We start from the raw sequence: 14,280 nt of genomic DNA on the forward strand, positions 1-14,280 counted from the left end.
GGATTTGCGCGGTGCGCTTCCGGCGAATGATCCACACCGGGAATAGCAGCAATGGCAATCGGCATAGTTCGGACAACCGTCACAATGGGCTCAAACCAGACCTTGGGCCAAAGAAAAGCCCGCGCAATGGCGCGGGCCTTCGCTCTTTCGTTGTTGTCCCAGCCTACACAGCCAAATTCGGAATAATCTGCTTCTTCCGGCTCATAATCCCCGGCAGGACAACCACGTCGCCTTCGACCTTCGCGCCGAAGCTCTTTTCAGCCACGGTTTTCACCACGTCGTTGGGGATCAGCAGGGTGGCTTCCTCTTTCAGGATGTCCACGACGAACAGAAGCACCTGATCGACACCGTCCTCGGCGGCGACGGTTTTGAACGTTTCCATCAGGCTGGCTTTGCGGTCCAGCGGGATTTCTGGCGCGGTCGTTTCCAGAACGCTCACACGGAACTTGGTGCCGTCGACCTCGTATTCTTTCGAATCCATGCGGATCAGCTCGGCGTCTGAGAATTCGGACACGTCGGACTTGGCGGCGAACATCTCGGCGGCGTAGTCGGTGATGTTGATACCCAGATCATCCGCCAGAACCTTTACCACTTCGCGGTCGCGGTCGGTGGTGGTGGGCGAGCGGAATTCCAACGTGTCCGACAGGATACATGTCAGCACGGTGCCTTTGACCCAGTCGGGCATCTTGGCTACGTCGTCGCCCATCAAGTCATACATGATGGTCGCGGTGCAGGCTAAGGGGCGGATGGTGATGTCGATCGGGCCTTTGGTCTCAAGCCCGCCAACCAGTTTGTGGTGGTCGATGATCGCCTGCACGTCGGCGCCGTTGATATTGGCGGGCAGCTCGGCGGGGTTGTTGGTGTCGACGATGACGCAGGGCTGGTCGTCTTCCACGTCCGCAATGATGCGCGGCTTGGGCAGGTCCCAGCGCTTCAACAGCCATGCGGCTTCGGTGTTGGGTTCGCCCAGCAGAACGCTTTCGGCGTTGCCGCCTTTGATCTCGTTCAGGTACCACGCCCAGATGATGGGCGATCCGGTCGAGTCGGTGTCAGGGGATTTGTGGCCGAAAACAAGGGTGGTCATTTTGGTTTATCCGTCTTTATGAGTCACTGAATTTTGCCCGCCTTATAGGGCGCGCGCCCCCATTTGTCACGCGCTGCGTCGCAGCATTTTTGCGGGCGCGGTGTTTATGTTCGGGTTAGTTCAAGCAAGGTGACGCCGCTTGCATAGGGTGTCACCGATTTGGTCAGCCACTTCGTCGTCATTGGGCCGTTTGCAAACAGTGCAATTCCCGCGCCCAGCGTGATCGGCGATTTTTTCAAAATAAGCCGGTCAATCAGGCCTTGTTGCACCAGCCAGCCTGCAAACTGCCCGCCGCCGCACAGATAAATGGGTTTACCTCTCGCTGCGCGCAGGTTTTCCAGATGCGCTGGCCAGTCTGATCGCACCACCGAGACATCCGCACCGTCCGGCAGGTTGATACTGGTCGAGAAGATGTGGTGATCCATATGCGGATAGGCGCGCGCGCCGGGTTCAAGACCAAAGGCATATCCGAACTCATAGGTCTTTCGCCCCATGATCACGGTGCCATACCCGGCCAGCCGATCAAGATAGGGGGCAATGTGATCGCCCTCGTGCGGGAAGGCCGAGGCATCCCCACGCGGACCAGCAATAAATCCGTCAAGGCTGACGGCTACGTCATAGATGATTTCTCGCAAGAGATATCCTGTAATGTGAAAGTAAACGAACCCCGGTTGGGATGTTTGAAGCAGATGGGCTTACTTGATCACTGTCAGGGCGCTCCTCATAAACAGGATCATTATAGCGGTGCGGGCGGTTTGCGTAAACAACTTGGACCCACCCCACCACTGACGTTAGAAAGGGCGCATGTCGAAACCCGCTGAAACCGAGCTTTATGCCCCCGTGAAATCCTGGCTTGAAGGTTTGGGGTATGAGGTGAAAGCCGAAGTTGGCCCCGCTGATGTCGTGGCCCTGCGGGGTGACGATGCTCCGGTTATTGTCGAGCTGAAGGCGGGGTTTTCCCTGACACTGCTTCAACAAGCCGTCGCGCGGCAAGCTGTGACCGATATGGTCTATGTGGCCGTGCCGCGTTGGGTTGGCAAACCTGGCTGGCGCGCGTTCAAGGGCAATGTGGGCTTGTGTAAGCGGCTTGGGTTGGGGGTTTTGTCGGTGCGTCTGAAAGAGGGGCTGGTGCAGGTTCATGCCGATCCCGGCCCGTTCATGCCCCGAAAATCAAAGGTGAAATCTGCGCGGCTTATGTCTGAATTTGCCCGGCGTGACGGCGACCCAAACACTGGCGGCACGAACGGCAAGATCGTGACCGCCTATCGGCAAGACGCCGAGAAGCTGGTGGCGTGTTTGGCGAAAGAGGGGCCGATGAAGGGGGCTGCGCTGGCTAGTGCGACGGGCGTCAAAACCGCGACCCGGATGATGGCAATCAACCACTATGGTTGGTTTGAGCGGGTTGAGCGTGGCGTTTACGGCCTGACGGCGGACGGGCTTGCGGCGCTGGATAATTAATCCGACTTTTTTGATCAGGATCAATTTGTTTTCGCGCAAATCTTTGTTAAGTGCTGCTGGTCACCACTAGGAGCCTGATCTCATGCGCTTATTTCTAACCTCGGCTTTGATGATCGGGCTGGCGACGCCCGTTTCCGCTTTTGACAGTCTGGAGGAGCTGGGCGAGGCGCTGTTTTTCGATGTGAACCTGTCCAAGAACCGCACGCAATCCTGTGCGACCTGTCACGACCCGGAAAACGGCTTTGTTGACCCGCGCGAAACGGATGTGGGCCGCGCCGTGTCGTTGGGCGATGATGGCGAAAGCCTGGGCGATCGCACCGCGCCCACAGCAACCTATGCGAAGTTCACGCCGGACTTTGAACAAATGGACAAACGCGCTTGGCGCGGCGGCATGTTTTGGGACGGGCGCGCGGCTGGTTTGGCCGGGCAGGCGGGCGGGCCACCGCTGAACCCCATTGAAATGGGGATGCCGGATGAGGCTTCGGTCGTCGCTCGACTGGCCGAAGACCCGGATTATGTGGCTGCGTTCAAGGCGCTGTTTGGCGATGCGGTTTGGGACAACGATGAAGCGGCCTATGACGCCATGACCCAAGCCATCGCCGCGTTTGAAAGCACCGATCTGTTTTCTCCTTTCGACAGTAAATACGACCGGTTTCTGCGCGGCGAGGTTGAGCTGTCGGATGACGAAGAGCTGGGCCGAGTGCTGTTCTTTTCAGAACAGTTCACCAATTGTAACCTGTGCCACCAAGTGCGCGTCTCTCCGATCGCTCAGGACGAGACGTTCACAAATTATGAATACCACAACATCGGCGTGCCGGTGAACGGGGCCGTGCGGGCCGCGAACGGTGTTGAAGGCCCTGATCTTGGGCTGTTGGCAAACCCTGATGTCGACAGCGCTGATGCGGGCGGGCGGTACAAAGTGCCGACCTTGCGCAATGTCGCCGTGACTGGGCCGTATATGCATAACGGGGTGTTTGAAGATCTGCGAACTGTCATGTTGTTTTACAATAAATACAACACGCTGGACAAAGCCCGCCAGATCAACCCGGAAACAGACAAGCCATGGGCCATGCCCGAAATTCCACAGAACCTGGCTGTGACCGAGCTGACCCATGGGCCGGCATTGGACGATAAGCGCATCGACGCGCTGGTGGCTTTCATGAAGACGCTGACCGACGCGCGATACGAACATCTGTTAGAGGAATAGGCCGCCACACAGGTTGCCCAACGCAGATCGGATGCCGTGGCTTCGCGGTGGTGCGGCAAAATTCTTGACCGATTGCTTGACACCCCTCAAATGACGCCCTAACTCTTCGCCGTTAGCACTCGCGCCCGGTGAGTGCTAAGAGAAGTGAAACTGAGCTTAGGGAGTCTCAGAAATGGCATTTACACCACTGCATGACCGCGTGTTGGTCCGCCGCGTTGAAAGCGACGAAAAAACAGCAGGCGGCCTGATCATTCCGGAAAGCGCGAAAGAAAAACCGGCCGAAGGTCTGGTTGTTTCTGTCGGCGCTGGCGCCAAGGATGACGACGGCGATCGCATCGCAATGGACGTCAAAGAGGGCGACAAAATCCTTTTCGGCAAATGGTCCGGCACCGAAGTCACCATCGACGGTGAAGAGCTGCTGATCATGAAAGAATCCGACATCATGGGCATCATTGCCTGATCGTCTGACCCGATTACACGTATTTCCAGGAGTAAGCTAAATGGCTGCTAAGGACGTAAAGTTCGACACCGATGCCCGCAACGCAATGCTGCGCGGCGTCAATATCCTCGCTGACGCTGTCAAAGTGACCCTTGGCCCGAAAGGCCGCAATGTGGTTCTTGACAAGTCGTTCGGCGCCCCCCGCATCACCAAAGACGGTGTGACGGTCGCAAAAGAGATCGAACTGGAAGACAAGTTCGAAAACATGGGCGCGCAAATGGTGAAAGAAGTCGCCAGCCGCACCAATGACGAAGCCGGCGACGGCACCACCACAGCCACCGTTCTGGCCCAAGCGATTGTTCGCGAAGGTCTGAAGCAGGTTGCTGCTGGCCTGAACCCGATGGACCTGAAGCGCGGCATTGATACCGCCGTTGCAAAAGTCGTCGAAAGCATCAAAGCGATGGCCCGCGAAGTCAAAGACTCCGACGAAGTCGCACAGGTTGGCACCATTTCAGCCAATGGCGAGTCGGAAATCGGCCGTCAAATCGCAGACGCGATGCAGAAAGTCGGCAACGAAGGCGTGATCACGGTCGAGGAAAACAAAGGCCTCGAAACCGAAACCACCGTTGTTGAAGGTATGCAGTTCGACCGCGGCTACCTGTCACCGTATTTCGTCACCAACCCCGACAAAATGATCGCCGAGCTGGACGACTGTCTTGTTCTGCTGCACGAAAAGAAACTGTCGTCGCTTCAGCCGATGGTTCCGTTGCTTGAGTCGGTCATTCAGTCGACCAAACCCCTGCTGATCATCGCAGAAGACGTTGAAGGCGAAGCGCTGGCAACTCTGGTTGTCAACAAGCTGCGCGGCGGTCTGAAAATCGCTGCGGTTAAAGCGCCGGGCTTCGGTGATCGTCGTAAAGCCATGCTGCAAGACATCGCGATCCTGACCGGTGGTCAGGTGATCTCGGAAGATTTGGGCATGAAGCTTGAAAGCGTGACAATGGACATGCTGGGTTCGGCCAAGAAGATCCAGATCACCAAAGACGAAACCACCATCGTTGACGGTGCTGGCGAAAAAGCCGAGATCGCAGCGCGTGTCGCTCAGATCCGTGCGCAAGCCGAAGAAACCACGTCGGATTACGACCGTGAGAAGCTGCAAGAGCGTGTTGCCAAACTGGCAGGCGGTGTTGCTGTGATCCGTGTTGGCGGCATGACCGAGGTTGAAGTGAAAGAGCGCAAAGACCGTGTCGATGACGCCCTGAACGCGACCCGTGCGGCCGTTCAGGAAGGCGTGATCGTGGGTGGCGGTGTTGCTCTTATTCAGGCTGGCAAAACACTTGCAGGTCTGGAAGGCGATAACGCTGACCAAAACGCCGGTATCAGCATTGTGCAAAAAGCGCTGGAAGCGCCGCTGCGCCAGATCGCTGAAAACGCGGGTGTTGACGGTGCCGTGGTTGCTGGCAAGATCCGTGAAAGCGAAGACGTGACCTTTGGCTTCAATGCGCAGACCGAAGAATATGGCGACATGTTCAAGTTCGGTGTTATTGATCCGGCCAAAGTGACACGGACCGCATTGGAAGACGCGGGCTCGATCGCTGGTCTTCTGATTACCACGGAAGCCATGGTTGCTGACAAGCCGCAGAAAGATGGCGGCGGCGCTGGCGGCGGCATGCCCGACATGGGCGGCATGGGCGGCATGATGTAAATCGAATTCCCTAAGGAATTCGATTGCGACAGGCGATTGGCCGCAAGGCCAGTCTGCCGACAGCTACGTAAGAAACTCTAAAAAAGGGCGCTCATTCGGGCGCCCTTTTGATTTGTGGTGGAAATTGCGCAAATGCCCCTTACAAATTTGTGAAGCACTCTTTATGTTAATGGGCATAACATCATCAATTGGCGGGGGCAGCCATGTTTCGATCCTTAATTCTTCTTTTCGTGACCCTTCTGGCGGTGCCTGCTACCGCGCAAGAGGTCTATCGTTTCGGCAACGACGCTTATATGGCCGGCGACAATGTCACCTTGTCCGGCGATGCTGTGGATGACGTATTTATCATTGGCAACACGGTTGTGATTTCCGCGCCCGTCGAAGGCAGCGCCCATGCGGGTGGCCGGTCGGTGTCGATTTCTGTCCCTGTGGGTCAAAACCTTTACGCAGCCGGTATGAATGTGAACGTTGCAGGCAGCGTCGGCGGTGATGCGCAATTGGCCGGTGATACGGTGCTGATCGGTAATGCGGTGGGGGGCGACCTTCGGGTCGCGGCCCAACGGGTCGAAATCAACGGCCCGGTCGGTGACAGCGCGCTGGTGGCTGCCGGGAACATCATGCTGACTGATGTCATCGCGGGTGACGCCAGCTTTGCGGTTGATGATATCAGCTTTGGCGACAACGCCCGTATCGAGGGCAAGCTGTTCCTTTATGCCGACGATCCCGACGCGATTGCCATTCCTGCATACGTCATCCCGGCAGAACGCATCGAACGTCACAGCGCGGATGAATTCGACGCCAATGCCGACCCGGATGGGGGTGCGACACTTGACCGGTCAAGCTACGGTTGGGGCGCGTGGCTGGGGGACAAGATCACCTCGATCCTTATTCTGACGGCTTTGGCGTCCTTGATCGCAGCGGTTTCGCCCGCCTTCTTGTTGGCGTTGCGCCTGCGCACCTTGGAAACCCCGGTGCGCGCGTTGTGGATGGGTTTTTTGACCATCTCGGCCCTTGCGGGATCATTGTTCCTGTTCGCACTGACCGGTTTCGGTATTCTGCTGATCCCTGCGTCTATCGTGCTGGCTGTGCTACTGGGCATCGCGGGCTATGTGATTGGCACCTATCTCCTTGGGGTCGGCGTGTTGAGCGCGGTCAACCGTCCGTTGCCGGAAACACTGACAGAGCGCGCGATTGCCGCATTTGTTGGCGCGGTGGCAATCACGGTGCTGGCGATGATCCCGTTCATTGGATGGTTCGCAACGCTGGCTATTGCGGTCACCGGGGCAGGAGCCCTGATCATTCGTTGGTTCGCGCCGGGGTTTTATACCGAAGTGCGCTAAGCCCGCTTACAGAAACAGATGACGCCCCCAGCACCTTGTGCGGGGGCGTTTTTCATCTGACGATGGTTTCCAACGCATCGTAGGACGGCGCGGTGTGCACTTCGCCCCAAGCAAGTTCGGGCAGCGAAAGTGGGCGGAAATGCAGCGTTGAGATCTGGTCTTCCGCGACCCACCGCCGGTCTGTCACAATCGACTCAGAATCTTGCCAGGCTGGGTCAAGCTGCCCGGCGTCCAACTTGCAGCGAAAGATGACCTCGACCTGATGAAAGCCTGTGGCCGGGTCGTAAAATTCGTTCACCAACGCAGGGGTGCTGACCGAGACGGTCAGGCCGCATTCTTCATACACTTCGCGGATCAGGTTGTCGGGCAGGCTCGCGCCCGGCTCGACCCCGCCACCGGGGAGGCACAGAAGATCCGAGATACCGCCGCCATAGGCGTTGACCATCAGCAGACGATTTTCCTGCAAGATCAGACCACGCACAGCAAGTCGGGGTGTATTGAACGACATCGACATGCGCCAAGAGTTGCTGATCAACAGCCCTGTGACAAGGCGCCTCTCGAAACCCGGGTCCGGGATGCGTATTTATCGGGTATGTTACGAATGTTGACCCTGTCCTTAGGCTTTATCGCCGCCCTGTCCGCGCCCGCGCGGGCTGAATGCGTTGTGATGCTGCACGGGCTGGCACGATCGCCGTCGTCCCTGTGGGTAATGGAGGAGAGTCTGCGCGTCGCTGGCTATGACGTGGTGAACTTAGGTTATCCGTCGACCAAGGCGAAGATCGGTATGTTGGTTGAAGCTGCCATCCCACCTGCGCTTGCGGCCTGTGGTGATCAAAAGGTGCATTTTGTGACCCATTCGATGGGGGGCATACTTGTGCGCGTTTGGCTTCAGGACCACCGACCCGCTGATATGGGCCGCGTCGTCATGCTGGCACCACCGAACCAAGGCTCGCAATTGGTCGATGCGTTCGGTGATCTGGAACCGTTCGAATGGTTGCACGGCCCGGCCGGGTTGCAACTGGGCACGGACGAAGATTCGGTCCCCAATCGCACGGACCATGCTGCGTTTGAACTTGGCGTGATTGCTGGCAACCGGTCGCTGAACCCGATTTACTCGGCTGTGATAGAAGGGGAGGATGACGGCAAAGTATCCGTGGACAACACAAGGATTGACGGGATGAACGATCATATCGTTCTGCCGGTCACGCATACCTTTATGATGGTGAACCCGCTGGTGATCGCGCAGGTCACGGAATTCTTGCAAACCGGTAAGTTTGATCACGAAATGACCTTGGCGCAGGTGCTGGATGATATTGCCACCGAAGCGGGCTATCGCAACCGCACGCTGCGCAAAGATCGTTAGCGCAGGCGGGAGTTAAACCGCCTGGCTGTGTCCGCTTTCATTCATTTCATAATTATCGAAATGGCGCGCGATCATCCGCGCCACAGGCCGCGCCTCGGCGCGGATGGATAGAACCGTTCCGGTCAGGTCCGTCGTGCCGGGCATGACCTGTTCCAAGCCGTCGACCATGGACAGGAAGCTTTCAACCGGACGCGACAGTTCATCAGCCAGCTTGGCAAAATCCACGCGGAAATAGCACAGAAGCTCTTCGATCACGCGGCCTCGCGCAATATCATCTTCGGTGAACACGTGCCCTTTGGCGCCGGCCAGTCGACCGTCCCGCACCGCTGCTTGGTATTTCGACGTGGCCGGTTCGTTTTGCGCATAGCCTTGCGGATAACGCGCGATCGAGCTTGCGCCGACGCCGATCATAACCTTCGATACGTCCTCGGTATAGCCTTGGAAATTCCGTTTCATCGTGCCGGCCTTGTGGGCCTTTGCCAGACCGTCAGAGGGCAGGGCGAAGTGGTCGATACCAATCTCGTCATATCCTGCCGCAAGGAACAGGTCGCGGGCAGTGTAATAAAGCTCGAGCCTTTCTTCCGCCGATGGCAACGCCTCGGTCGGGATCAGCGTTTGACGACGCGCGACCCATGGCACATGGGCATAGCCGAACAGTGCCACCCGGTCCGGGCCAAGGCTGATCAGTTTTTCAACCGAATCGGCAATCCGCGCGGTGTTTTGATGCGGCAGGCCGTAAAGGATATCCATGTTCAGGCTGTCGATCCCACGCGTGCGCAGGCCATCCACCGCCTGTTTGGTAATCTCGTAACTTTGCGGGCGGCCAATGACTTCTTGAATCATCGGGTCGAAGTCCTGAACCCCGATCGAGGCGCGGTTCATTCCCGCATCCGCCAACGCGTCAAGGCGGGCGTCGTCGATTTCTGACGGGTCAATCTCGACCGAGAACTGAGCATCTTGTGCAAGCGGGATTGTGTCCAGAATGCTGCTGGTCAGATCCGCGATCATTTCGGGTTGCAGCAGTGTGGGCGTGCCGCCACCCCAGTGCAAATGTTCGATCTTCACGCCTCGGGCAAGCAGGCCTTTGATCGTTGCCAGTTCTTGCTTGAGGCTCTCCACATAGGCCGCGACAGGCTCGGCGGTCGACGTGCCTTGTGTGCGACAGGCACAGAACCAGCACAGTCGACGGCAAAACGGAATATGCACGTATAGCGATACTGCCTCGTTTTCAGGAATGGCTTTGATCCAGTCGGACAGGACTTCAGCACCGACACCCGGCTTAAAATGCGGGGCAGTCGGGTAGCTGGTATAGCGGGGCACGCGCGCGTCAAAAAGACCAAGGCGTTTGAGTTGCGAAGAGGTCTGCATTCGAATAGGGTTTAACCAGAAACTCGCGCGCAACTTTGATCAGGATCAAGACAAGATACATCTCTTGTCGAAAAACACATGAACGACATCAGTTTCAACACCAGAGCCAATACCCGTGATTGTGGCACTTGCCCAATTCGCCACCGAGCCGTGTGTGCGCGTTGCCAGCCCGACGAGTTAGAGCAGCTTGATGCGATCAAGTATTATCGCACCTTCGAGGCGGGACAGCCCGTGATCTGGTCCGGTGATCCGATGGAGTTCGTGTCCAGCGTTGTCAGTGGTATCGCAACGCTGAGCCAGACGATGGAAGACGGGCGGACCCAGATGGTTGGCTTGCTTTTGCCGTCCGATTTCATTGGGCGACCGGGTCGCAACACCGCACCTTTCGATGTGGTGGCCGTCACCGACCTGACTTTGTGCTGTTTTCGTAAGACGCCATTTGAAAACATGATGGAAAAGACGCCTGCCATCGGTACGCGGCTTTTGCAGATGACGCTGGATGAACTTGATAGCGCGCGGGAATGGATGATTGTGCTGGGCCGCAAGACAGCACGCGAAAAGATCGCAAGCCTGTTGACCATTCTGGCGCGTCGCGATGCGTCGCTGCACGTGAAGCCACCCCGCGACGGGATGAGCTTCGAACTGCCACTGACGCGTGAGTCGATGGCGGATTATCTTGGTCTGACGCTGGAGACCGTCAGTCGTCAGGTGTCGGCCCTGAAAAAATCAGGGGTGATTGAGCTTCAGGGCAAGCGCCGTGTCATCATTCCCGACCTGAACAGGCTTATTTCCGAGACGGGTGACGACATGGACGGTGGACTAATCACCTGATCTGCGTGTCGGCCTGATGTTGAACGGATGATGGAAAATTAGCTAAGGGCGCCAGATGCGGCGCCCTTCTTTTGTTTTCGGACCGGGTCAGTGGGCCAGCACGATCGGCACCTCGGCCACTTCCAACATGTGCCGGGTTGCACCGCCCAGAATCGATTCGCGAAACCGCGAATGTCCATAGGCGCCCATGACAATCATGTCGGCATTCTGGTCGCGTGCATGGCGGTTCAGAATATCCGCGATACGTGGCATTGTTTTCGCCAGTACGCACACTTCGGCGCGCACGCCATGGCGGGCCAGAAGCTGGCTAAGCGGGCCGCCGGGGTCCGAGCGTTCCGGCCCGTGTTGCGGTGGGTCGATCACCGCGATCGATACCGAGTCGGCCTGCTTCAGGAAAGGCAGCGCCTGCCGTACCGCGCGCAAGGCTTCGGGGCTTTCGTTCCACGCGACCACAACTTTACCGACCGATTGGGGATAGGTGGCATCGTCCGGCATCACAAGAACGGGCACGTTGCCGTCGAAAAGCGCGGCTTCTACGATTGCCTCGGCGTCATGGCCGCGACCATCGCCATAGGGGCGCGGCATGACGGCGAGATCGGAAAACCGTGTGCGATGTGCGACGACTCCGTTCAACGCGACCATCTGTGCCGTCAGCGCTGCGCTTGACCACGGCAGGAGGTGAGAGGACAGTGCTTGACGCGCGAACGCCTCAAGCTCCACCGCCTCTTCGCGGGCTTGTGCCAGATTGTCCTGAACAACCATGGCCGAAGCCCCGGCATAGTAAAACCCTTGCTGCGAGCGGTCGACGCCAAGACATAGAACTTCTAGGTGCGCGTCATGCTGGGCCGCAATCGCCTTTGCAGCCTCAAGTGACCCTTTGCAATGCGTGGTATCAGTGACGATTGTGGTAACAGTGCGGTAAGTCATCGCTTTGCCCTCCGGTTTGGCGTTGACTCCAGCGTGCATCTGCCGCGCCTGCGACGCTTTGACATGGGTCAATCGGGGTTTTTCTAAGACCGTCATGTCGTTTTGATATGGATCAAAGCGGGCTTGGACAGATAGGTAGAAACCGACAAAAGTCAAGAAGTGCCCCCATCCGGTCGTGGGACGGGGGTTTGTGACATAAGACGAAGGGACGCAAAATGTGGGATTACCTCAAATTGGCGATCTACGGCCTCATCGCAGTGATGGCCGCAATTGCTGCAAGTTATGCCCGCGACATCGCATACCAGGTACACGCTATCCTGATAACGTTGATCGCGGCAGGCCTGTTTATCTATTCGCTCCGTCGAGTGGGTGAAACGAAGGTCGTAGAAACCGGTTACATGGATGGCCCCGTGCGCGTGGGTGTCGCTTTGACCGCCTTCTGGGGCGCGGTTGGGTTTCTGGTTGGAACGTTTATTGCGTTTCAGCTGGCGTTCCCAAGCCTTAACTTTGGCTGGGCCGAAGGTTATCTGAATTTCGGACGCTTGCGCCCGCTGCACACGTCGGCAGTGATTTTCGCATTTGGCGGCACCGCCTTGGTCACGTCATCAATGTATGTTGTTCAACGCACCTCGGGCGCGCGCCTTTGGGGCGGCAACTTGGCTTGGTTCGTGTTCTGGGGCTACCAAATCGTGATCCTTCTGGCCGCCACCGGCTATCTGCTTGGTGCGACCCAATCCAAAGAATATGCAGAACCCGAATGGTACACCGACCTTTGGCTGACCATCGTCTGGGTGGCTTATCTGCTGATGTTCATGGGCACGCTGATGAAGCGGAAAGAACCGCACATCTATGTGGCCAACTGGTTCTACCTGTCGTTCATCGTCACCATCGCCATGCTGCACGTGATCAACAACCTGGCAATGCCGGTGTCGTTCTTCGGGTCAAAATCTGTGCAGCTTTTCGCGGGTGTGCAGGATGCCATGACGCAGTGGTGGTATGGCCACAACGCGGTTGGCTTCTTCCTGACCGCTGGCTTCCTTGGCATGATGTACTACTTCGTGCCGAAACAGGCCGAACGTCCGGTCTTCTCATACAAGCTGTCGATCATCCACTTCTGGGCGCTGATCTTCCTGTATATCTGGGCAGGTCCCCACCACCTTCACTATACCGCGCTGCCTGATTGGGCTGGCACATTGGGCATGGTGTTCTCGATCATCCTGTGGATGCCGAGCTGGGGTGGCATGATCAACGGTCTGATGACCCTGTCTGGCGCGTGGGATAAACTGCGTACCGACCCGGTCATCCGGATGATGGTTGTATCGATCGGCTTTTACGGCATGTCGACCTTTGAGGGTCCGATGATGTCGATCCGCGCCGTGAACTCGTTGAGCCACTATACGGACTGGACCATCGGTCACGTGCACTCTGGCGCACTTGGCTGGAACGGAATGATCACCTTCGGGATGCTCTATTTCCTTGTTCCCCGTCTTTGGAACCGTGCCGGTCTTTACAGTTTGAAACTGGTTAGCTGGCACTTCTGGCTCGCCACAATCGGCATCGTGCTTTACGCGGCGTCGATGTGGGTCACCGGTATCATGGAAGGCCTGATGTGGCGTGAAGTTGACGCGCAAGGCTTCCTGGTGAACTCGTTCGCCGACACCGTTGCCGCCAAGTTCCCGATGTATGTGGTGCGCGGTATGGGCGGGGTTCTGTTCCTCACGGGTGCCTTGATCATGTGTTACAACCTTTGGATGACCGTGAAGCGTTCGCCGGCAGCAGAAACTGCCAGTGACGCCCAAACGGCGCCGGCTGAATAAGGAGGGGAGGACCAATGGGAATTCTCGACAAACACGTTGTTCTGGAAAAGAACGCAACGCTTCTTCTGGTCGGCAGCCTACTGGTTGTCAGCGTGGGTGGCATCGTAGAGATCGCACCGCTCTTCTACCTCGAAAACACGATCGAGGATGTGGAAGGCATGCGTCCCTATTCGCCGCTCGAGCTTGAGGGCCGGAACATCTATGTGCGCGAAGGCTGCTATGTCTGTCACTCGCAGATGATCCGCCCGATGCGCGACGAGGTTGAGCGTTATGGCCACTACTCACTGGCGGCGGAAAGCCAGTATGACCATCCGTTCCAGTGGGGGTCAAAGCGGACTGGGCCCGACCTTGCCCGCGTCGGTGGCCGCTATTCGGACGAATGGCATGTGGATCACCTGATGGATCCGCAGTCGGTCGTGCCGGAATCGGTGATGCCGAAATATGCCTTCCTGGCGGATCGCCTGATCGAGCCGACATATATCGAAGACCTGCTGAAAGCCAATCAGATGGTCGGTGTGCCTTACACCGACGAGCAGATGGAAAACGCCGCAGCCGACTGGCTGGCACAGGCCGATCCTGACAGCGACTATGATGGGCTTCTGGCGCGCTATCCGAAGGCGCAAGTGCGCAACTTCGATGGCAAGCCCGGTGTTTCGGAAATGGACGCTTTGATCGCTTACATGCAGATGTTGGGAACTTTGGTCGACTTCTCGACCTTTACGCCCGACCCAAGCCGGTAAG

General features: G+C 57.5%; 14 protein-coding genes. 9 read left to right on the top strand and 5 right to left on the bottom strand.

Annotated features, from left to right (window positions below):
* Nucleotides 1-163: 163 nt before the first annotated feature.
* Nucleotides 164-1,084: a manganese-dependent inorganic pyrophosphatase gene (locus MUY35_RS13695; RefSeq protein ID WP_248369557.1), complete on the bottom strand. Its 921-nt coding sequence runs from the start codon at nucleotides 1,082-1,084 to the stop codon at nucleotides 164-166.
* 104 nt (nucleotides 1,085-1,188) lie between these two features.
* The gene (locus tag MUY35_RS13700; protein WP_248369559.1) at nucleotides 1,189-1,719 is read right to left on the bottom strand and encodes a dihydrofolate reductase family protein; all 531 of its coding nucleotides are present in this window, start codon (nucleotides 1,717-1,719) and stop codon (nucleotides 1,189-1,191) included.
* A 169-nt stretch (nucleotides 1,720-1,888) separates the two neighbouring features.
* Between MUY35_RS13700 and MUY35_RS13705 the strand changes: the two genes are divergently transcribed.
* The 5 genes from MUY35_RS13705 to MUY35_RS13725 all read left to right on the top strand — a co-directional run bounded on the left by MUY35_RS13705 (nucleotide 1,889) and on the right by MUY35_RS13725 (nucleotide 7,233).
* The gene (locus MUY35_RS13705; RefSeq protein ID WP_248369561.1) at nucleotides 1,889-2,542 is read left to right on the top strand and encodes a DUF2161 family putative PD-(D/E)XK-type phosphodiesterase; all 654 of its coding nucleotides are present in this window, start codon (nucleotides 1,889-1,891) and stop codon (nucleotides 2,540-2,542) included.
* Nucleotides 2,543-2,624: 82 nt separating this feature from the next.
* The gene (locus tag MUY35_RS13710; protein ID WP_248369563.1) at nucleotides 2,625-3,749 is read left to right on the top strand and encodes a cytochrome c peroxidase; all 1,125 of its coding nucleotides are present in this window, start codon (nucleotides 2,625-2,627) and stop codon (nucleotides 3,747-3,749) included.
* 172 nt (nucleotides 3,750-3,921) lie between these two features.
* Complete coding sequence (locus MUY35_RS13715) at nucleotides 3,922-4,209, top strand: co-chaperone GroES (protein WP_247037049.1); 288 nt, start codon at nucleotides 3,922-3,924, stop codon at nucleotides 4,207-4,209.
* A 40-nt stretch (nucleotides 4,210-4,249) separates the two neighbouring features.
* Nucleotides 4,250-5,893, top strand: coding sequence for a chaperonin GroEL (gene groL, locus MUY35_RS13720; RefSeq protein WP_248369565.1), 1,644 nt, complete (start codon nucleotides 4,250-4,252; stop codon nucleotides 5,891-5,893).
* Nucleotides 5,894-6,096: 203 nt separating this feature from the next.
* On the top strand, nucleotides 6,097-7,233 hold the full coding sequence (locus tag MUY35_RS13725) for a hypothetical protein (RefSeq protein ID WP_248369567.1): 1,137 nt from the start codon (nucleotides 6,097-6,099) through the stop codon (nucleotides 7,231-7,233).
* 52 nt (nucleotides 7,234-7,285) lie between these two features.
* Here the strand turns inward: MUY35_RS13725 and MUY35_RS13730 are convergent, their stop codons facing one another.
* Nucleotides 7,286-7,741 (bottom strand): NUDIX hydrolase, encoded by a 456-nt coding sequence (locus tag MUY35_RS13730; protein ID WP_248369569.1) that lies wholly within the window; start codon nucleotides 7,739-7,741, stop codon nucleotides 7,286-7,288.
* A gap of 84 nt (nucleotides 7,742-7,825) precedes the next feature.
* On the opposite strand from MUY35_RS13730, the gene MUY35_RS13735 reads away from it, so the two are divergent.
* Entirely contained in the window at nucleotides 7,826-8,596 is a 771-nt protein-coding gene (locus tag MUY35_RS13735; RefSeq protein WP_248369571.1) for an alpha/beta fold hydrolase, read from the top strand.
* Between the two features lie 12 nt (nucleotides 8,597-8,608).
* Here MUY35_RS13735 and hemN read toward each other — a convergent pair whose 3' ends face one another.
* Nucleotides 8,609-9,964: an oxygen-independent coproporphyrinogen III oxidase gene (hemN, locus tag MUY35_RS13740; protein ID WP_248369573.1), complete on the bottom strand. Its 1,356-nt coding sequence runs from the start codon at nucleotides 9,962-9,964 to the stop codon at nucleotides 8,609-8,611.
* Between the two features lie 78 nt (nucleotides 9,965-10,042).
* Between hemN and fnrL the strand changes: the two genes are divergently transcribed.
* Nucleotides 10,043-10,795 carry a transcriptional regulator FnrL gene (fnrL, locus tag MUY35_RS13745; RefSeq protein WP_248369575.1) on the top strand — a complete coding sequence of 251 codons (753 nt, stop codon included), beginning with the start codon at nucleotides 10,043-10,045 and terminating at the stop codon, nucleotides 10,793-10,795.
* An 87-nt stretch (nucleotides 10,796-10,882) separates the two neighbouring features.
* Here fnrL and MUY35_RS13750 read toward each other — a convergent pair whose 3' ends face one another.
* Entirely contained in the window at nucleotides 10,883-11,722 is an 840-nt protein-coding gene (locus MUY35_RS13750; RefSeq protein ID WP_248369849.1) for a universal stress protein, read from the bottom strand.
* A gap of 215 nt (nucleotides 11,723-11,937) precedes the next feature.
* On the opposite strand from MUY35_RS13750, the gene ccoN reads away from it, so the two are divergent.
* Together ccoN and ccoO are read left to right on the top strand one after the other, a co-directional pair.
* On the top strand, nucleotides 11,938-13,539 hold the full coding sequence (gene ccoN, locus MUY35_RS13755) for a cytochrome-c oxidase, cbb3-type subunit I (RefSeq protein WP_248369577.1): 1,602 nt from the start codon (nucleotides 11,938-11,940) through the stop codon (nucleotides 13,537-13,539).
* Nucleotides 13,540-13,553: 14 nt separating this feature from the next.
* Nucleotides 13,554-14,279, top strand: a complete 726-nt coding sequence (ccoO, locus tag MUY35_RS13760) for a cytochrome-c oxidase, cbb3-type subunit II (protein ID WP_248369579.1) — start codon at nucleotides 13,554-13,556, stop codon at nucleotides 14,277-14,279.
* The last annotated feature ends 1 nt before the right edge of the window (nucleotide 14,280 follow it).

The sequence above is a fragment of the Aliiroseovarius sp. S1339 genome (assembly GCF_023195695.1).
Taxonomy (GTDB): domain Bacteria; phylum Pseudomonadota; class Alphaproteobacteria; order Rhodobacterales; family Rhodobacteraceae; genus Aliiroseovarius.